The following is a 19165-nucleotide window of genomic DNA, read 5'->3' on the forward strand; positions in this document are numbered from 1 at the left end:
CCTGAACGGTCCGCTTTCACAAGGAAGTTGCCTGTAGGGAGCCCGGCATACACGCAAGCGTTCCGGCGGTGTCGTGCAGCGGCGGGGCCGGCCGCGGATCGCTCAGGCGAGCGGGAAGTACCGGGTGAAGGACGACGCGTCGACGGCGAGAAGGCCGCTGAACGGCTGGTTCAGCTGGTAGACGAGCACCACGGTGAACGCGATCAGCGCGGTGAGCCCCATGACCATGGTGACGTGGGTGAGGTTTCGTTTGACGCCGAACATGAACATGAACGCCACGGTGAGGGCACCGCCGATGATCAGTCCGAGCCACAGGGTCGGGGACAGGGTGTTGAGGACGTCGGCCTCCCGTCCGCGCCGTGCGTCGTCCAACGTACTGAGTTGCGCGAGGACTTCCTGCACGGTGGCCTGCTGCACGGGCGTCGCACCGTCGGGGACCTGGTTGGCGGTACGCACCTGGTGCAGGAGGGTCCAGCCCTCCGCGCCGAGCGGTTGCCCTCCCACCATCGAGGGGAACTCGGCGCCGACCACGTGGTGGACGTAGGCCGCCATCGACGTACGCACCTGCTCGGCGTTGCCCGGGGGCAGTCCGTCGGCCAGCAGATAGACCTGATGGGCCGCACTGGCCTCGGTCTGCACATGCCCCTCGGCGCCGGAACGGGTCTCCCAGACCGACACCAGCGACAGCCCCAGGATCAGCGCGTAGAGCACGCCGACCATCATCGAGATGTACTCGGCCACGTCCTCGCGCGGTTCGTCGTCGGGGTCCGCGGGCCAGTAGCGGTGTCGTACGAGCACGCATGCGGCAGAGAGCATGGCGACGCCGAGAACGATGGCGATGATTTCGGTCATCGGGGTCCGGCTCCTGTCGGCGGAGGTGGGTCACGGCGGGGCGGTCCGGCCACCCGCTATCCCCGCCGGGATCCGAGGACGGCGGCGGCGATGGCGGCGGGCATCAGCACCAGGAAGAGCGCGGTGAGCAGCCCCAGTCCGGTGGGGCCGCGTCCCGGGCGGTAGAGGCGGCTCAGGATCGACTGGCGCTGCTCCCGTTGTGCCGGTTCCTCGGGCCGAAGAGCGGCGATTCCGGCGGTGTTGGCGCCGGTGCCGGCGTCTGTCCCGGTGCTGGTGCCGGAGCTGGTGCCGGTGCTGGTGCCGGTGCTGGTGGCGGAGCTGGTGCCGGGTCGGGAGCTGGTGTCCGTGCCGGTGCCGGAGCTCGTACCGGTGCCGGAGCTCGTACCGGTGCCGGAAGCGGAACCGGTGCCGGACTCGGAGCTCGTACCCGATTCGACGCCGGTGCCTGAATCGGCGCCGGTGCCGGATCTCGTACCCGAACCGGTACCGGAGCCGGAGCTCGTACCTGATCCGGGGCTCGTACCGGAACCGGAACCAGAAACGGAGCCCCCCGCGTCGGCCCCCGGCGGCGGCTCGGCCGCAGCGGCAGCCGCAGCCAGGAGGCCGGGGGCGGCGACGCCCGGCGGTGGCAACGGCAGCCCGAGGGCGCCTCCCGGAACCGGCTGAACCGTGGGAAGCAGCGGCGGGGCCTCGGGCGGGGGCGGGCCCGCCGCAGGTGGCAGGACCGCCCCCGCCGACGGGCGAGGCGCGGTACGCGACGGAGCCGGCGCATGGTCCGGCGCACGAGCCGGGGGCCTCGGGCTGATGGCAGGCGCGGGCCTCCCGGAGAGCGTGAAGCGTCCGGACGAGCGTGCGGTCAGCCGCGGTGGCGGAACCCTGCCGCCCGTGCGGCCGATCGTGGTGATCCGGTCACTGCCCTCGGCGATCCCCTTGCTGACATACGCGCCGGGTGCGCGGCGTACGACGGCCCGGCACCGTGCGGAGCGCCCCGGCTCGATCCGCGCCACGACGGGCCGCCCGCCCCCGCAGTCGATGCCGCCCGCGGTGACGAGCGGATCGCGGAGCCGGACGTCGTACACGACGTGCCGGCCCCGGTTCGTCACCTGGTACCGGATGGCCGCCTGCCGGCCCGTGACGGTCACGCGTTCCGTGAGCGCGAGGGCGCTCACGACGCCTCGGTACCCCGACCGCGCCTCGGCCTTCGAGTCGGTGTGCAGATAGGGGATGCGGCCGGAGGCCCGGACCTCGCCCGTCCAGGTCCCGGGCCGGGCCCTCGTCTCCGCGGTGCAGCGCGTCGAGCCGAGGCCGCGCAGCAAGGGCACCCGGTCGCCGCCGGAGCAGCGGATCGCCGCTCCCGGCAGGCCCGGATCGGTCACGTGCACGTCGTACAGATCGGCGCTGCCCCGATTGATCAGCCGGTAGGTCTTCACCACCGGATCACCCACCCGGATCCCCGGTCGCAGCGCGCCCAGCCCGGGGCGGGAGTTCACGCTCACGCCGAGCGCCAGCCCGTGCGTCCCGGCGCCGTCGGCGCGGGCCGGAGCGGGAGGGCCGATGCCCGCGACCGCGGCGAGCATGGACGACAGCAGCAGGGATGCCATGCGACGGCGGCGGCGTAAGCCGGGTTCCGCGTTCCGATGTCGTCCGATGATCACACCGGGATGCTGGTGGCGTTCGGCCCGTTGCCGCTCCTGCCACGCCCGACGCCCCTTCGGTAGCGGCCGATTTTCCCTCGAACGGCGCCCGTGGGGCTCCGGTCGGCCGGTGCCTCACTCTGCGGTGGTGAGGGCGAGTACCGCGTTCTGGCCGCCGAAGCCGAAGGAGTTGCTGATCGCCGCCCGCATGGGGTGCGGACGGGGGGCCTTGGTGACGATGTCGAGGTCGAACTCCGGGTCGAGGGTGTCCAGGTTGGCGGTGGGCGGGATGAGTTGGTGCTCCAGGGACAGCACCGTGCACGCCGCTTCGATGGCCCCGGCGCCGCCGATGGCGTGCCCGATCGTGCCCTTGAGCGCGGTGACCGGCGGCGGGCGGCGGAACACCTGGTGCAGGGCGTGGTGTTCGGCGGCGTCACCGCTCGGTGTGGCCGTGCCGTGGGCGTTGACGTGGTCGACGTCCTCGGGCGAGAGACCGGCGTCGGCCAGGGCGCTGCGGATCGCTTCGGCCGCGCCGTCGCCGCGGGGGTGGGGCGCGGTGAAGTGGTACGCGTCGCAGCTCGCCCCGAACCCGGCGACGTAGGCCCGTGGCCGTGCGGCCCTGGCGCGGGCGTCCTCGGGGCGCTCCAGGACGAGGACGGCGGCTCCTTCACCGAGGACGAAGCCGTCGCGGTCACGCTCGAAGGGGCGGGACGCCGCGTGCGGTGCGCCGGAACGGCGGGAGAGCGCCCGCATCTGGGCGAAGCACGCGGCGGTCATCCGCAGCCGGGCCGACTCGCTGCCGCCGGCGAGCACCACGTCGCAGGCGCCGGAGAGCAGCAGGTCCCGGGCCAGTCCGATGGCGCTGGTGCCGGAGGCACAGGCGGTGGAGACGGCCAGGTTGGGGCCTGTCGCGCCGAGGTCGATGGCGATCTCGGCCGCGGCCATGTTGGGCACGCTGCGGGACAGCGCGAGGGGCGAGATCCGGGTGGGTGCCTGGTCCGCGAGCCGGTCGAACTCGGCCTGCCAGCTCTGCATGGAACCGTTGCCCACCCCCATGACCACGCCCACGCGCGGACCGGCCGGCCCGTCCGCCGTGAGCCCGGCGTCCGCGACGGCCTCCCGGGCGGCGAGCAGCGCGAGCGTGGCGAACCGGTCGAGCCGTCGCGCGCGTTGGTGTCCCAGGAGCTGCCGGGCGTCGAAGTCGGGGACGCGGCAGGAGAACGCGACGGGCAGCCCGTCGAGGTCGGGATCGGCCGCGGCGGCCGAGCACCCCGTGCTCAGCCCCTCCCAGGTGGCCTTCTCCCCGATTCCCGCAGGGGTGATCAGTCCAAGGCCCGTGACGGCCACAGGGCCGCGCCTCATACGTATGTCATCGCTCGGTGCATGAAAGCTGATTATGCGTTCGATGCCGGAGTTGTCCGGTCAGTACGTGGCGGGGGCTCCGCCTCAGTAGCCCGTTCGGCGCACGCCGGGCCGGGCGCGGGCCGGGCCTGTCGTCACCGCGCGGGAATCACCCGGAGATCACCCGGAGATCACCGGGGACTCACCCGGCGGGGCACCGTGCGCCCCGCGTCCAGCCGCTTGGCGGCGAGGCGGTGCTCGTCGGGCCAGCGCACGTCGTAGGCCCAGCCGAGCTTCTCGAACAGCGCGATCAGCCGTGCCGTGGGGTCCGTCTGCCCCTTGAGCGCCCCGTGACGTGCGCTGTTGGGATCGGCGTGGTGGAGGTTGTGCCAGCCCTCGCCGAAGGTGAGGGCCGCCACCCATCGCACGTCCCGCGACTGGTCCCGGGACGTGTAGTGCTGGGGGCCGAAGGCGTGCGCGACGGAGTTGACCGACCAGGTGACGTGGTGGACCAACGCGTACCGCACGAGGCTCGCCCAGAAGAAGGTGAGGGCGGCCGCCCGCCAGTCCTGGGTCCAGGCCAGGGTGAGCGCGGGCGGCAGGAGCAGGGAGAAGGCCGCGGTGGCCGGGTACCAGCGGTCCAGGCGGCGCACATCGGGGTCGGCGAGCAGGTCGGGTGTGTAGCGCGGGTAGTTGGAGCGCACCGGGGAGGAGGAGAACCAGCCGATCTGGGCGTGCCACAGCCCCTTGGCCAGGGCCCGCCGGCTCGTGCCGTACTTCCACGGGGAGTGGGGGTCCCCTTCGCGGTCCGAATGCTGGTGGTGCCGCCGGTGTTCGGCCACCCACATGGTGACGGGGCCTTCCATCGCCATTCCGCCGGCGAGGGCGAGGGCGATCCGCAGCGGACGTCTCGCCTTGAAGGACAGATGGGTGAAGTGGCGGTGGTACCCGGCGGAGATTCCCATGATGGAGATCGCGTACATGCCGACGCCGAGCACGACGTCCCGCCCGTGGATGCCCCAGCCCCACGCGAAGGGGACCGCCGCCGCGAGGACGACGAGGGGCAGCACCACGAGCATCACCAGATAGCCGGTACGCAGGGGCAGGCCGACGGGAACGGTGTCGGGGAGCGGTGCACGGTGGTGGGGCGCGGCGGGCGGAGACGACGGGGACATGGGCGGGCTCTCTTCGCTGGTCGGCGGAGGGCGGTGGGGGTGCGGTCCGCCGGCTGCGGTCGGTACGGCGAGGGCGCGACGGGCTCTCGTACGGCGAGGGCGCGAAGGTTCGGCCGGGGCCGGCGGGCGGGACAGCACATGATGATCACTGTGCAGGAACGGGAGGCCTCCGGCAGCGCCGGAACCGGCGACGCCCGGTCGGCAGCACCCGCCCGGGCGCCCCGCGTTCGGGGTGGCGGCGTCGCTCCGGGAGCATCTCCGGTGGCGGGGCGGCCGGTCCTGGGATCCGCCGGTCCGGCGGCTCGTGGACGGGGTGTGCGGGCGGCCGGGGCGGCTGCCGGCAGGGAGCGGCACCCGGGGATCACTCGCACGCACCAACCGCCGCCCGCCGTTCCGATGTGCGTCCGCCGACCGACCGGCCAAAGATGGGGTGGTCTGAGTACGGGCCCGGCCGAAGCGGGGTCCCGGTCGGCGAAGGGACCATCCTGATGGCCGAGCACCCCCCCGCGGACGTGTCGCAGACGCCGGACGGGCCGGACGGTCCGGACGCTCCTTCGGCCGTTCCGGCGAGGGAACTGCTGCGCCGGTGCGCGCGCGACGTGGTCGCGGTCGCCGAGGGTGTCCGCGCCGTGTCGGCGCGCACCACGGCCGTGCTCCTGAACGAGGAGTTCCGCGCCTCCGCCCGCAGACGCCCGCGCACCGGCATGCCCGCCCAGTGGGCCACCCTGCGCGTCCTCATGAGCAAGCAGGGCCTCGGCTCCGCCCTCACCGCGGAACGCGGGGCGGGGCGACTGCTGGGGCAGGGCGGCGAGATCCTGGGCCGGGAGAGCCTGGCCGCACTGATCGCCGTGACCTCGCTGCGGCTGCGGATCAACGCGGTCCTGCTCGACCATCCCGAACTCGTCCGGGACGCAGGCATGCGCCGGGTCGTCGACGCGGTCACGGCCGACCGCGACCTGGCCTCACTGCGTGCGCTGCGCGCCCTGTTCAAGAGCCGCGGAGCTCAGCAGGCCCTGTCCGCACTCGCCCCGATCACGGCCGAACTCCTCGCGATCAGGGCCCTGTTGGACGAAGACCCGATGAACGACGAGACCGGCTGGGCGCTGGCGACGGGCCGTGAGCTCAGCGCCGATCCGCTGAAGGGGATCAGGGCGTCGCACCTGTGCGAACTCGACCGGGGCGAGGGCGCGGCCGACCCCGTCGAACTCACCGCGCGGGAGCTCCCGCGCCTGAGCGCCCGGGGCTCGTTCCTGGGGTTCCTGCGCAACATCGACCTGCTGTCCACCGACGGCCGGATCCTCATCCAGGACGTCCGCGGCCCGGACGGCACGGTCCGGCACGTCGTGCACGCCCCGGGCATGGCACCGGGCCGGCCCCGTAACGACTCGCCCCAGGACTTCGTGGGCGCGTGGCGCAACCTGTTCATGGCCGACTCCCCGTACACCCGGTCGATCCTCCAGGCCATCGACCACTACGGCATACCCGGCGGGGCGGACGTCGCGCTGATCGGTCACAGCGAAGGCGGCATCGCCGTGATGAACCTCGCCCAGAGCGAGGAGTTCTCGCGCACCTACCGGGTCACCCATGTCGTCGCGGTCGGCTCCCCGGTGGACCACAAGAAGCCCGCCGATCCCCGCACCTGGGCGGCCACGATCACCAACCAGCACGACATCGTGCCCATCCTCGACGGCAGGGCGGCCGGCTCCGCCTTCGACCCCCACCCGGACTGGTACGAGGTCGACTACATCGGACCGACCCACGAGTTCCCCCTGAGTCACATGCTCGGCACCTACATCCACGACCTGGAAACGGTGATCGCCGACGCCGCCCTGCATGTCGACGAGGCACTCGCGCCCTACCGGGGCGAGGTGCTGCGCACGCAGTCCTACCAGCTCAAGGACCGGGCCAACCCACCGCTGGGCTATCCGTTCCTGGCCGTGCCCACCGCCCCGGTGGCGACCTCCGCCGGTCCGGTGGACACCCCCGTGCGCTACTACGACTCGACCGCCGCGCACGCGTTCTTCCCCGTCGACGCGGAGGCGGCGAGGAGCCTGCTCCCCGACGTCACCTGGATGATGCCGGCGCGCCTCGGGCGGCGGGCACTCGCGGTGCTTTCGGTGTACGAGCACCGGTGCACCACCATCGGCCCGTACAGCGAGATCGGCCTGTCGGTGATCGTCAACGACCTGTGGCGGCCGCACCCGTACGACCTCGCCCTCGACCTGACACGCGCGATGGACCTGCGCCGCACCGGGCGTTACGTCGTCGGTCTTGCGGTCTCCACCGAGGAGGCCCGCGCGGTGGCCGCGGACATCTGGGGCCAGCAGGCATCCGTCTCCCCCCTCGACGTCGACCTGCTGGGCCGGAACATCAGTGTCGGGGCGGCGGGGCCCGGCATCCGGCTGGCGGGCGAACTGGGCCCCGCCATCCGCTGCCCCGACGCGGACTGGGTGCTCTACGGCCGCAGGGGCGACCGGACCCTGCGCATCCAGGTCCGCAACCACGGCAGGCCGCGGGTCCACCCCGCACCGCGCGTCCGGCTGCGGGTGGGCCCGCACACGCACCCGCTGGCGGAGCAGCTGCACCGGCTCGGCCTGGACTCCGCGAGGCCGCGGTCCGTGCTGACCTGCCACGACTTCATGGCCCGCCGGAGCGCCGGCGCCGAACTTCCGCGCTGAGCAGCCCAGGACGGCCCGGGACAGCACGCGCAGACAGCCCAGCCCCCAGGACACCGAAGGACAGGTGAAACCGATGGTGACCGGTATCCCCGGCCGGAACCCGGCCGCCGTGACCGCCCCCGGCACGTTGCCCGGCCTCGCCGGCACGCTGCGGGCCGACGCCGCCAGGATGGAGGAGTACGCGCGCACCCTGCGCGCCACCGCCGCGACCCTCGGCGGCCTGGACGAAGCCCCGGACTGGAGCGGCCCCGCCCTGGAACGCCAGGCACTGTCGTGCCTGGTCGCCGCGGACCAACTCCGCACCGCTGCGGCGGCGTTGGACCTGCACGCCGGAACCGCCCCGGCGCCGGGCTGAGGCCTCCCGGCCCGAGCCCGTGCGGGCGGCAACGTTCAGGCGCCCGGGGCGGCCGTGGGGGCCGCGAGCGAGACGACGTACCGTCCGTCGTCCTCCGGCAGATTGCGGTGGACCAGCTGCGAGAAGCCGCGGGTCTCCCGGATGATCCGCATCCCCTCGGCCGAGAAGGTCGACGGGCTGAACAGGCGCGGTGCCAGCAGCGGGTTGTTGAGCGCCTCGGAGAAGGCGTCGACCGAGATGACGCGTTCGAGCAGCCGGCCGAAGATGGCGCCGGGACCGGGTTCCTCGGCGAACAGGCCGACGAAGAGCTCGACGCCGTCCACGCTCGCGTAGGTGTCCCGCAGCCCCTCGCAGACCTGCGGATCGCCGGAGATCTGCTGCCAGTCGGTGACGCGGGGGAAGCCGTAGTACGCGCGGTAGTCGTTGTACGGGGCCAGCCCGAGCTCCCGGCCCACGGCGATGCTCTTCGCCTCGATGGGGAGCAGCAGCGGGTCGGTGTTGAACAGTCCTGATCTGCCCGCGGGCTGGAGGGAGAGGTCCTGGAAGAGCGGCCCGAGGCCCCGGTCCAGGACGAGCTGCCCGTTGGCGACGGTCGCTGCCAGGGGTACGTCCTGGCCGCCGATCGCGTACGTGGAGGGGATCAGGCTGTGCCACCGGTAGACCAGGCTGAACTCGATGGTCGCCCAGTTCTCCCGGTGCCACACCCCCTTGTCGGTACGGACCGGGTCGAGGACGAATCGGAAGTGGTACGGCGTGATGTGGTTGATGTACTCCTCCAGCATCACCCGGATCATCATCACCACCAGGGTGTTCCGGGTGGTCTGGAAGACCCGCTCGTCGTCCCAGTCCGGGTGCGCTGCGGCGAGGACGCCGGCGACCCGGTTGTGCTCGCGCAGGAAGAGGACGTTCATGACCATCGGCCCGATGTGCGCGTGGACGCGGTCGCCGCCGCAGGCGAACAGGGTGTCGCGGAGCTGACCGGGAACTTCGTCGAAGCGGACCGGCTTGAGCGCGGCGAACTCACGCTTGATCTCTCCGCCTTCGCACAGCGCGGGCGGGAACTCGCCGCCGTTGACCGTGCGGCTCTTCAGCCTGCCGCCCTCGAAGGCCCGCAGGCATGCGGTGGCCTCCTCGCCGTCTCCGTACAGCTGGGACATGTCCAGGGTGTGCGGGGAGTCGGTCCTGCGCGGGTCGCCGGTGGCTCCGTGACCGCGCAGGAAGCCGTCCGTGAACCACTGGGCGAAGGCGGGCAGCAGTGAACTGGAGCGCTCGCAGGGGCGGGTGGGGCCGCTGCGCCGGAACAGTTCGGTGACCGTGTCCAGGGCCGGCCGGGCGGGGTGCGGGTCCGCGAGCGGGGGGAGGTGCCGCCCGACGTAGGAACGGTCGGTCAGCGACGGCCAGGAGGTGTACGGGCTCTTGGTGCTCAGCGGGTTGGGCCGGGTCGGGGCCTTGAGCACGGCGAGGTCGGTGAAGGTGGAGTTCACCCGGCGGTGCAGCGATTTCCTGCTGTGCACCATGCGCCACATCGGACCGTAGTGGGTCAGCAGGTGCGACTCGAAGCGGTTGCGCCAGCCGTCCCTGGACGGGTCCCGGCCGGTGGTCTGCGCCTGGGGCCGGGTGGAGGCGGTGGTGGTGGTCATGGGTCCTCCGGACGGGGTCGGACGGATGGGCGCGGCAACGCGTGGACCGGGTGGGCGCGACAACGAGCGGGCCGGGTGGCTCAGCGCCCGCCGGAGACCGGGCCGGCCGCCACCGCGTAGTGCTGCGGGTAGGGCGTCCCGGCGTAGTCCATCGTCTGCTCGCCGCCGGCCGGCGGCCGGATGCCGGGGCGCAGCAGCACCCGTCGCACCAGCTCCGGAACGATCACGGACGCCGCGTACCTGCCCACGCAGTCGTGGGCGCCGTACCCGAGGACGAGGTTGTGCGACGGCGGCCGCCCGGTCCGGAACTCGGTGGGGGCGTCGATCACGTCCTCGTCGAACATGGCCGAGTACAGGCAGGCCACCACGGGGGTCCCCGCGGGAATCGGCGTCCGGCGCGGCGTGCCCGCCGCGAGGACGTGGTCGCGTACGCACAGGCGGGGCGTGGCCGGCACGAAGGGGTGGAAGCGCAGCGCCTCCCAGACGTACGCGTCGAAGCGCGCGGGGTCGGGTTCGGCCGCCGCCCGCTCGGCCTCGGCGAGCACCTCGGGGCGGAGCGCCAGTTCCTTGAGCGCGGTGGCCGCGCACTGGGTGGCGTTCTGCTGGTAGCCCGTGAGATAGCCGACCAGGTTGGCGTTGATCCGCTCGTCGTCGAAGCCGAACTCGGCGGGCAGCCGGGTGCGCAGCATCCGTCCGAGGATGTCGTCGGGGCCGTCCGTCCCGTCTGCCCCGGCGGACGCGGCCCGGCGCCGGGTGATGAGGGCGGCCACCCGGTCGTGCAGTTCCTTGCCGGCGGCGGTGCCCGCCGCGTGCACGTCCGGGTCGCCGCCCGGGTTGACCGCGAACGCCCACTGCATCCGGCGCGAGTGCGTGTGCAGCATCTCCTCGGGGATGCCGTCGAAGCCGAGGTACTCGACGGCGACCCGGGCGGCCGCCAGGCAGGCGTAGTCCTGGATCAGGTCGAACGTGTCGCTGCCTCGCCCGGCGGCTCCTGCCACGGCTGCGTCCAGGACGGCGTCGGCGAGGGAAGCGGTGAGGGCGCGCACCCGGGGCGCGTCCTCGGGGGCGAGGACCATCTGCCCGTACCCGCGCTCGCGCCAGTGCACGTCCGCGCCGTCGCGGGCGAGGACGAACGGGGCGCCCAGCACTTCTTCGAGAGCGGGCCCGAGGACGCCGACGGTGAAGACCTCCGGGGTGGACAGCACCTCCAGGACGTCCGGATGCCGGGTGACGAAGACGCCGAGGGGGGTGGCGAACACGGGCCGGGCCGCACGCAGCTCCCGGAAGAGCCCCGCCTTGTCCGTGACCGTCTTCTGACGGAGCAGCTCGATCCGCCGCGGCACGTCTGTCTCGGGGACCGCGTCGTACGCGGCGAGGAAGTCCACGGTGATGACCGCCTGAGAGGGGGAGGGAAAGCCGGAGGCGTGCGCGAGCCGCTCCACGGACGGCGCGACGCCGAAAACGGCTCGCACGACTGCGCACCCGATCATTCAGACACGCGCCCGGGGCGCCCGCATGCCTACAGCGCATCCGGGTGCCCCCGTCCGCGGACCGCGAGCTTCCGGTGACGGGCGGACGCCACCAAGTCCCGTACCGGCGGGGCCCGTTCACTGCGCCGCGAAACCGGTCGGATCCGAACACGCAAGAGTCACTTTCGGGCCAACTACGCATCGGGGATGACCGATCACGAACGGGGCGCGATCAAGCACGTCCGCGGTTTCGAAGCGGCGGAGACATGGCCAGAAATACCCGATCCCCTGACGGAAGGGGCACCACCCGCAGGCCAACCCGGCCGAAAACGGCTGTACCTGTTCCCGCTACACCTTGATAGCTTCCGAAACTCAGCGTAATGAAGAAGTGCACTCGAAAGGGTGGTAATGACCTCCCCAGCTTCAGCACCGAAGATCCCTCAGCTGTGGGTTCCACTCCCGTCGGGAATCCACCCGGGCTGGCGTGAGATCGACGACCGCTCGGCCGCCTGGCTCGATCGGTTCGGCCTGTACTCCGACCGGGCGCAGCGCGAACGGCTGACACGTATCTCCGTCGGAGAGATAACCAGCCGCGGCGCCCCGTCCGGGCGGCCCGCGGCCCTGCAGTGGACGTCGGACTTCCTCATGTGGCTGTTCGCCTTCGACGACGAGTACTGCGACGAGGGACCGGTCTCGACATCACCGGACGCCACCCTGCTCATCATCACCAGGCTTCAGCGCATCGTCGAAGTCCCCTGGGCCACCCCCGCCGAGGACAGCTACAGCGCCGCCCTGCGCGAGCTGCGTCTGCGGCTCGACAACCTGACCACACCGGTGCAGACCGCCCGCTGGGCCGCCGCCTTCCGCGCCTACCTCCAGGGCCAGGTCTGGATGGCCGCCAACAGCGCCCACGAGCGGATCCCGAGCCTCTCCGACCATCTGGCGGTCCGGCTCGACTCCTCCGCGGTCAAGATCTTCTCGACCCTCAGCGAGATCATCCACGGATACGACCTCCCCGCGGCCGACTACGAGCGTCACGACGTCCGCGGATTCGTCGAGGTCTTCGCCTCGGTCATCGGCTGGTCCAACGACCTGGTCTCGTACCACAAGGAGCGCCAGCGCAGCCAGGAGGGATACGGGAACATCGTCGACCTGATCGCGTACGAGCAGAAATGCTCCCTCGCCGAAGCGGTCCGCGAGACCGCCATGATGCACACCCGCGCCATGGCCCTCTACCTGCGCCTGCGCGACCAGATCCTGCACGACGCCGAACCCGAGCTCCACCGCTGGATCACCGACTGCGACCACTGGATCCGGGCCGACTACGACTGGTCCCTCACCACCAACCGCTACGTCAATCCGGAGAACCCCGCCGACCTTCCGGCCGGCAGCGCCGCCTCACCCTTCGACGAGCGGGAGGCGGACCAGCCGCTGCCGATCGCCAGCATCGCCTGGTGGTGGACCCTGATCAAGGACGAGTGATCCGGGACGGCCGCCTCAGCCGATCGCGCCCAGCACCACCAGCAGCACCGCGCCCGCCACCGCCGGTGCGATGACCTCGTACGCCCAGCGCACCGACTTGACGGTGCCCCCGGCCACGGGCTTGTCGCCCGCGCGTTCGGCCAGCTCCCTCAGGTCCACGACCGTCTGGTCCGCGGCCGCCGTACGCGCCTTCGTGTCGCGCACGTCGGCGGTGACGGACGTCCTGCGGTACGGGTCGTCCATCGACTGCCTGGTCTGGTGACGGGCAGCCTTCTTCCGCTGCCGCAGCGACACCGGGACCGCCCAGAGCTGGAACTTCTCGTTGTCACGCGTGAAGAGCTCACTCGAATACCCGGCCCGGACATCCGCCACGTCGGTCCACGGCAGCGTGATCGTCCGGAACGGGTTGCGGATCCGGATGCGCTCGTCGTTGGCGAACACCACGGGCCGCAGGCTGAAGGCGACCACCAGCGGCACCACGGTCAGCAGCCCGGCCAGGGACAGCCACGGCACACGGCCCTCGCCCCGGATCGCGGCGTCGCCGGCGATCCAGCAGATGAGCAGGAGCAGCAGGGCGCCCCCGACCAGCCCGGCGGGCGACCGGAACGTCCGGTCGGCGTAGGTGGGCTCGGAGGGTGGCGTGGGGCTCGTCATGAGCCCGATTCTGCCTGACGCGCGCGCCGGACGCGGGGGCGGCCGCCCGGACACGCGTACGGAGACTGCCGGACCCCGTTTCGGGCAGGCGTTCGCCTCATCTGTCGGCGCCGCGCGATGCGCGAACGGCCGGGGCCCCTGTACAGGCCGCTACGCGCGTAGATATGCTCATCTGGTGACCATGCCCACCACTGCTCCCGCATTCGCCGACGCGACGGCGTCCGACAGTGCGCTGCGCCGCTTCCTGCACGGGCTGCCCGGCGTCGACGCCGTCGGCCTCGAAGCGCGCGCCGCCTCCCTCGGAACCCGTTCGATCAAGACGACGGCCAAGGCGTACGCCATCGACCTCGCCATTTCGATGATCGACCTGACGACGCTGGAAGGCTCGGACACCCCGGGCAAGGTCCGCGCGCTCGCCGCCAAGGCCGTCCATCCCGACCCCAGCGACCGCACGACCCCGCACACCGCGGCGGTCTGCGTCTATCCCGACATGGCGGCGACCGCGGTCGCCGCCCTGGCCGGTTCGGGCGTGAAGGTGGCGTCCGTCGCGACGGCCTTCCCGGCCGGGCGCGCCGCGCTCGCCGTGAAGCTCGCGGACGTCCGCGACGCCGTGGCGGCCGGGGCCGACGAGATCGACATGGTGATCGACCGCGGCGCCTTCCTCTCAGGCCGCTATCTGAAGGTGTACGAGGAGATCCTCGCCGTGAAGGCGGAGTGCGGCTCCGCACGCCTGAAGGTGATCTTCGAGACCGGCGAGCTGTCCACGTACGACAACATCCGCCGCGCCTCCTGGCTCGGGATGCTGGCGGGCGCGGACTTCATCAAGACGTCGACCGGCAAGGTCGGGGTCAACGCCACCCCCGCGAACACCCTGCTGATGCTGGAGGCGGTGCGCGACTTCCGTGCGCAGACCGGAATCCAGATCGGCGTGAAACCGGCCGGCGGCATCCGCACCTCCAAGGACGCCCTCAAGTTCCTGGTCCTGGTGAACGAGACGGCGGGCGAGGACTGGCTGGACAGCCACTGGTTCCGCTTCGGCGCCTCCAGCCTGCTGAACGACCTGCTGATGCAGCGCCAGAAGCTCAGCACCGGCCGTTACTCCGGCCCCGATTACGTGACGGTGGACTGATTCCCATGGCATCTGCATTCGAGTACGCACCGGCGCCGGAATCCCGTTCCGTCGTCGACATCGCCCCCTCGTACGGCCTGTTCATCGACGGTGAGTTCACCGACGCGGCCGACGGCCAGGTCTTCAAGACGGTCAGCCCGTCGTCCGAGGAGGTGCTCTCCGAGGTCGCGCGGGCAGGCTCCGCGGACGTGGACCGGGCCGTGAAGGCGGCCCGCCGGGCGTTCGAGAAGTGGTCGGCGCTGCCCGGCTCCGAGCGCGCCAAGTACCTCTTCCGGATCGCCAGGATCATCCAGGAGCGCAGCCGCGAGCTCGCCGTCCTGGAGACCCTGGACAACGGCAAGCCGATCAAGGAGACGCGCGACGCGGACCTCCCGCTGGTCGCCGCGCACTTCTTCTACTACGCGGGCTGGGCCGACAAGCTGGACCACGCGGGCTACGGCGCGAACCCGCGTCCGCTCGGCGTGGCCGGCCAGATCATTCCGTGGAACTTCCCGCTGCTGATGCTCGCGTGGAAGATCGCCCCGGCGCTCGCCACCGGCAACACGGTGGTGCTCAAGCCCGCCGAGACGACCCCGCTGTCCGCGCTCTTCTTCGCGGACATCTGCCGCCAGGCCGGGCTGCCCAAGGGCGTCGTCAACATCCTGACGGGCTACGGGGACGCGGGCTCGGCCCTCGTCGAGCACGGCGACGTCAACAAGATCGCCTTCACCGGCTCGACCGCGGTCGGCAAGGCCATCGCCCGCCAGATCGCGGGCACGGGCAAGAAGGCCACGCTGGAGCTGGGCGGCAAGGGCGCCAACATCGTCTTCGACGACGCCCCCGTCGACCAGGCCGTCGAGGGCATCGTCACCGGCATCTTCTTCAACCAGGGCCAGGTCTGCTGCGCGGGCTCGCGGCTCCTCGTACAGGAGTCGATCGAGGAGGAGCTGCTGGACTCGCTCAAGCGCCGGCTGTCCACGCTGCGCCTCGGCGACCCGCTGGACAAGAACACCGACATCGGCGCGATCAACTCCGAGGAGCAGCTCTCCCGGATCACCGCGCTCGTCGAGACCGGCGAGGCCGAGGGCGCGGACCGCTGGTCGGCCCCGTGCGAGCTGCCGTCGGCCGGTTACTGGTTCGCGCCGACGCTGTTCACCGGCGTCACCCAGGCGCACACCGTCGCCCGCGACGAGATCTTCGGCCCGGTCCTGTCGGTGCTGAACTTCCGTACGCCGGACGAGGCGGTCGCCAAGGCCAACAACAGCCAGTACGGCCTCTCGGCCGGCATCTGGACGGAGAAGGGCTCCCGCATCCTCGCGGTGGCGAACAAGCTCCGGGCGGGCGTCGTCTGGGCCAACACGTTCAACAAGTTCGACCCGACCTCGCCGTTCGGCGGCTACAAGGAGTCGGGCTTCGGCCGCGAAGGCGGCCGTCACGGTCTGGAGGCCTACCTCGATGTCTGACGGGCGACTGAGCGTCTTCAAGACCTACAAGCTGTACGTCGGGGGCAAGTTCCCCCGCTCCGAGAGCGGCCGGGTGTACGAGGTGACGGACTCGAAGGGCAACTGGCTGGCGAACGCCCCCCAGTCCTCCCGCAAGGACGCGCGTGACGCCGTCGTGGCCGCCCGCAAGGCGTTCGGCGGCTGGTCGGGCGCGACCGCGTACAACCGCGGCCAGATCCTCTACCGCATCGCGGAGATGCTGGAGGGCCGCCGGGACCAGTTCGTCCGCGAGGTGGCGGAGGCCGAGGGACTGTCGAAGTCCAAGGCCGCGGCCGTCGTGGACGCGGCGGTCGACCGCTGGGTCTGGTACGCGGGCTGGACGGACAAGATCGCCCAGATCGTGGGCGGGGCGAACCCGGTCGCGGGCCCCTTCTTCAACCTGTCGACCCCCGAACCGACCGGGGTCGTGACCGTCCTCGCCCCGCAGGAGTCGTCGTTCCTGGGCCTGGTCTCGGTGCTCGCGCCGGTGATCGCGGCCGGCAACACGGCGGTCGTCGTGGCCTCGGCCGAGTCCCCGCTGCCCGCGCTGTCGCTGGGCGAGGTGCTGGCCACCTCGGACCTGCCGGGCGGAGTCGTCAACATCCTGTCGGGGAAGACGGCGGAGATCGCCACGCCGCTCGCCTCCCACCAGGACGTGAACGGCATCGACCTGACGGGGGCGGACGCGGAACTGGCGAAGGAGCTGGAGATCGCGGCGGCCGACAACCTGAAGCGGGTCTCCCGCCCACCCGTCGCCCGCCACCACCCCGAGAAGGAGACGCACAGCGCCGCTCATCCACAGGCTGTGGACGGTGACGGTGCCGACTGGTCCGCCGATCCCGGCACGCGCCGGCTCACCGCGTTCCTGGAGACCAAGACGGTCTGGCACCCGACGGGCGCGCTGGGCGTGTCGGGCTCCTCGTACTGACACGGATACGACAGCGGCCCGTGCCCCGGGAGTCCCGGGGCACGGGCCGCTTCCGCGTCAGCCGTGCAGCAGCCCCGCGACCTGACCCACCACGGGCAGGTCCTTCAGCGCGCCGCCGCTGGTCACCGGGTCGGTGACGAGGGCGGTGGAGACCGGCTTGAAGTCGGCGACCTGCGTCCCCACCGCGTTGTCCAGCGGGTCCACACCCGTGCCGGCCAGCGGGTCGAGCCGCAGATGCGTCACGGGCGCGATGCCGCTGCCGAGCGAGTGACCGAGCGCCCCGGTGACGGCGCCACCGGCGGCCTCACTCGCCTCGCCGAGGCTGGTGTCCGTACCCGACGCCTGCACGAGGGGCAGCGGGGCCGCCTGGGCCGCCGCACCCCCCGCACCGAGCGCGGCACCCACAGCGGTGACGGTCAGGCCGGCCCGCAGCAGCGTGCGGCGCCGGGACTTGGAAAGTGCGTGACGTGCCATGAAGTTCCCACCTGATCGGGCCGATTCGAACCATCAATCGAGTAATCGGTTGAGTGCACAGAGTAGTTGAGGTGTGATGCCGGATACCAACCAGACCTCCGGGGATCCCCTGTGCGGGTCAATGCCTCACACTTGTGTCCCGTGAGTTCCCATGCGATTTCGACCCGCGTTGTCCTGTTGGCGGGCCCCTCCGGCTCAGGCAAGTCCTCCCTGGCCGCCCGTACCGGACTTCCGGTGCTGCGGCTGGACGACTTCTACAAGGAGGCGGGCGACCCCACGCTGCCGCTCGTCACCGACAGCACGGACATCGACTGGGACTCCGCGCTGTCCTGGGACGCCGACGCGGCGGTCGCCGCGATCGCGGAACTGTGCCGCACCGGACGCACCGACGTGCCGGTCTACGACATCTCGACCAGCTCCCGTACGGGACACGAGGGCTTCCACATCGAGCGCACGCCGCTCTTCGTGGCCGAGGGGATCTTCGCCGCCGACATAGTCGAGCGCTGTCAGTCGCTGGGCCTCCTGGCGGATGCCCTGTGCCTGCGCGGCCGCCCGTCGACGACGTTCCGCCGCCGGCTGCTGCGGGATCTGCGCGAAGGCCGCAAGTCCGTGCCGTTCCTGCTGCGGCGGGGCTGGCGGCTGATGCGGGCCGAACGCCGGATCGTGGCGCGCCAGACGGAGCTGGGGGCGTACCCCTGCGGCAAGGCCGAGGCCCTGGGCCGTCTGGCCGCCGCCGCGGCGGGCCGGTGCCGGACGCCTGCCAAGAACAGCCCCTCCGGCGTCTGAGAGGAGCGGGGGGTCCGGGGGCAGCGCCCCCGAACCCCCCGCACACGCACTGAGGGGCCGGACAAGACCCCCCGGCCCGTCCGACCCCTCAGCTTCCCCCGTACACCGCCGCCTCCCCCGAGACAGCGATCCCGTTTCCCCCGTACACCGCCGCCTCCCCCGAGGCGGCGGCCCCGTTCCCCCGTACACCGCCACTTCCCCCGAAGCGGCGGCCCCGATTCCCCCGTATCCCCGTTCCCCCCGCTGCCTCAGGCCACCAGCTCGCCGAAGGACTCCTCCTCGTCACGGCCGAAGCTGAGGACCTCGTCCTCACGCAGCCGGCGGAGCGACCGCCAGATGCTGGACTTCACCGTGCCGACACTGATGTCGAGGATGGACGCGATCTCCGGGTCCGTACGGCCCTCGTAGTAGCGCAGGACCAGCATCGTGCGCTGTGTCTCGGGCAGTCGCGCCAGCGCCTGCCAGAGCACGGCGCGCAGCTCCGTACCGCGCATCGCGTCCGTGTCGCCCGCCGTCTCCGGCAGCTCCTCGGTCGGGTATTCGTTCAGCTTGCGCCTGCGCCAGGCGCTGATGTGCAGATTGGTCATGGTGCGGCGCAGATAGCCGCCGACCGCCGCCTTGTCACTGATCCGGTCCCATGCCCGGTACGTCGAGAAGAGGGCGCTCTGCAGCAGATCCTCGGCCTCGAACCGGTCACCGGTCAGGTGATAGGCGGTGGCGTACAGGGAGGCGCGGCGCTCCCGGACGTAGGCCGTGAACGCCGCTTCGGCGCTCTCGGCCTGCGCCGGGGCCTGCCGCTCCCCCGTGACCTCCCCGTACGCGCTTCCCCCGTTGCCCGCCCCCGTGGCGGCAGGTGCGTCGACCACCGTCATGTACGACGGGTGCTGACGCCCGGCGCCTCGAACGCACCCCCGCCCGTTCAATGCGGCGCCGGACTTCTCGGTGCTCCGCCCGACGTCGTGGAGACGCGTGACAACTGCGCTCGTGGTGATGCTGTGCGTTGTGTTCATCTCGCGCCCCCCATCGGTGGAGTCCGTCCGTTCCTTGTGTCAACGAGCTTGCCGGGGCGATTTCATGGCCCTGTCCGCTGACTGTCACAGACCTGTCA

Annotated in this window: 16 protein-coding genes; 7 read left to right on the forward strand and 9 right to left on the reverse strand. The window is 72.0% G+C overall.

Annotated elements, in window-relative coordinates:
* Nucleotides 1-102: 102 nt before the first annotated feature.
* The 4 genes from OG912_RS10985 to OG912_RS11000 form a co-directional block, all read right to left on the reverse strand.
* Nucleotides 103-852, reverse strand: a complete 750-nt coding sequence (locus OG912_RS10985) for a bestrophin-like domain (protein WP_327709194.1) — start codon at nucleotides 850-852, stop codon at nucleotides 103-105.
* Between the two features lie 56 nt (nucleotides 853-908).
* Nucleotides 909-2453 (reverse strand): hypothetical protein, encoded by a 1545-nt coding sequence (locus OG912_RS10990; protein WP_327709195.1) that lies wholly within the window; start codon nucleotides 2451-2453, stop codon nucleotides 909-911.
* Nucleotides 2454-2621: 168 nt separating this feature from the next.
* Nucleotides 2622-3848, reverse strand: a complete 1227-nt coding sequence (locus OG912_RS10995) for a beta-ketoacyl-[acyl-carrier-protein] synthase family protein (protein WP_327709196.1) — start codon at nucleotides 3846-3848, stop codon at nucleotides 2622-2624.
* Between the two features lie 170 nt (nucleotides 3849-4018).
* On the reverse strand, nucleotides 4019-5002 hold the full coding sequence (locus OG912_RS11000) for an acyl-CoA desaturase (RefSeq protein WP_327709197.1): 984 nt from the start codon (nucleotides 5000-5002) through the stop codon (nucleotides 4019-4021).
* A 488-nt stretch (nucleotides 5003-5490) separates the two neighbouring features.
* On the opposite strand from OG912_RS11000, the gene OG912_RS11005 reads away from it, so the two are divergent.
* Both OG912_RS11005 and OG912_RS11010 read left to right on the forward strand, forming a co-directional pair.
* On the forward strand, nucleotides 5491-7680 hold the full coding sequence (locus tag OG912_RS11005) for an acetoacetate decarboxylase family protein (RefSeq protein ID WP_327709198.1): 2190 nt from the start codon (nucleotides 5491-5493) through the stop codon (nucleotides 7678-7680).
* A gap of 73 nt (nucleotides 7681-7753) precedes the next feature.
* On the forward strand, nucleotides 7754-8035 hold the full coding sequence (locus OG912_RS11010) for a hypothetical protein (RefSeq protein WP_327709199.1): 282 nt from the start codon (nucleotides 7754-7756) through the stop codon (nucleotides 8033-8035).
* A gap of 35 nt (nucleotides 8036-8070) precedes the next feature.
* Here OG912_RS11010 and OG912_RS11015 read toward each other — a convergent pair whose 3' ends face one another.
* Nucleotides 8071-9675, reverse strand: a complete 1605-nt coding sequence (locus tag OG912_RS11015; RefSeq protein ID WP_327709200.1) for a peroxidase family protein — start codon at nucleotides 9673-9675, stop codon at nucleotides 8071-8073.
* Nucleotides 9676-9755: 80 nt separating this feature from the next.
* Nucleotides 9756-11147, reverse strand: coding sequence for a cytochrome P450 (locus OG912_RS11020; RefSeq protein WP_327709201.1), 1392 nt, complete (start codon nucleotides 11145-11147; stop codon nucleotides 9756-9758).
* Between the two features lie 405 nt (nucleotides 11148-11552).
* Here OG912_RS11020 and OG912_RS11025 point away from each other — a divergent pair, with 405 nt between their 5' ends.
* A complete protein-coding gene (locus OG912_RS11025; RefSeq protein WP_327709202.1) occupies nucleotides 11553-12626 on the forward strand; it encodes a terpene synthase family protein in 1074 nt (357 codons plus the stop codon).
* Nucleotides 12627-12641: 15 nt separating this feature from the next.
* Here OG912_RS11025 and OG912_RS11030 read toward each other — a convergent pair whose 3' ends face one another.
* Nucleotides 12642-13280 (reverse strand): PH domain-containing protein, encoded by a 639-nt coding sequence (locus OG912_RS11030; protein ID WP_327709203.1) that lies wholly within the window; start codon nucleotides 13278-13280, stop codon nucleotides 12642-12644.
* A 181-nt stretch (nucleotides 13281-13461) separates the two neighbouring features.
* Here OG912_RS11030 and deoC point away from each other — a divergent pair, with 181 nt between their 5' ends.
* From deoC to OG912_RS11045, 3 genes are read left to right on the forward strand one after another with little or no spacing between them, the layout of a single operon-like run.
* Nucleotides 13462-14409 (forward strand): deoxyribose-phosphate aldolase, encoded by a 948-nt coding sequence (deoC, locus tag OG912_RS11035; protein ID WP_326740746.1) that lies wholly within the window; start codon nucleotides 13462-13464, stop codon nucleotides 14407-14409.
* Between the two features lie 5 nt (nucleotides 14410-14414).
* The gene (locus OG912_RS11040; protein ID WP_327709204.1) at nucleotides 14415-15851 is read left to right on the forward strand and encodes an aldehyde dehydrogenase family protein; all 1437 of its coding nucleotides are present in this window, start codon (nucleotides 14415-14417) and stop codon (nucleotides 15849-15851) included.
* Nucleotides 15844-16797 carry an aldehyde dehydrogenase family protein gene (locus OG912_RS11045; RefSeq protein ID WP_327709205.1) on the forward strand — a complete coding sequence of 318 codons (954 nt, stop codon included), beginning with the start codon at nucleotides 15844-15846 and terminating at the stop codon, nucleotides 16795-16797. Before OG912_RS11040 ends, OG912_RS11045 begins: the two co-directional genes overlap by 8 nt.
* 57 nt (nucleotides 16798-16854) lie before the next feature.
* Here OG912_RS11045 and OG912_RS11050 read toward each other — a convergent pair whose 3' ends face one another.
* Nucleotides 16855-17271 carry a hypothetical protein gene (locus OG912_RS11050; RefSeq protein ID WP_326738306.1) on the reverse strand — a complete coding sequence of 139 codons (417 nt, stop codon included), beginning with the start codon at nucleotides 17269-17271 and terminating at the stop codon, nucleotides 16855-16857.
* Nucleotides 17272-17412: 141 nt separating this feature from the next.
* Here OG912_RS11050 and OG912_RS11055 point away from each other — a divergent pair, with 141 nt between their 5' ends.
* Nucleotides 17413-18057 (forward strand): uridine kinase, encoded by a 645-nt coding sequence (locus tag OG912_RS11055; protein WP_326738305.1) that lies wholly within the window; start codon nucleotides 17413-17415, stop codon nucleotides 18055-18057.
* 248 nt (nucleotides 18058-18305) lie between these two features.
* Here OG912_RS11055 and OG912_RS11060 read toward each other — a convergent pair whose 3' ends face one another.
* Nucleotides 18306-19067, reverse strand: coding sequence for a SigE family RNA polymerase sigma factor (locus tag OG912_RS11060; protein ID WP_327709206.1), 762 nt, complete (start codon nucleotides 19065-19067; stop codon nucleotides 18306-18308).
* Nucleotides 19068-19165: the final 98 nt, after the last annotated feature.

Source organism: Streptomyces sp. NBC_00464, from assembly GCF_036013915.1.
Lineage (GTDB): Bacteria > Actinomycetota > Actinomycetes > Streptomycetales > Streptomycetaceae > Streptomyces.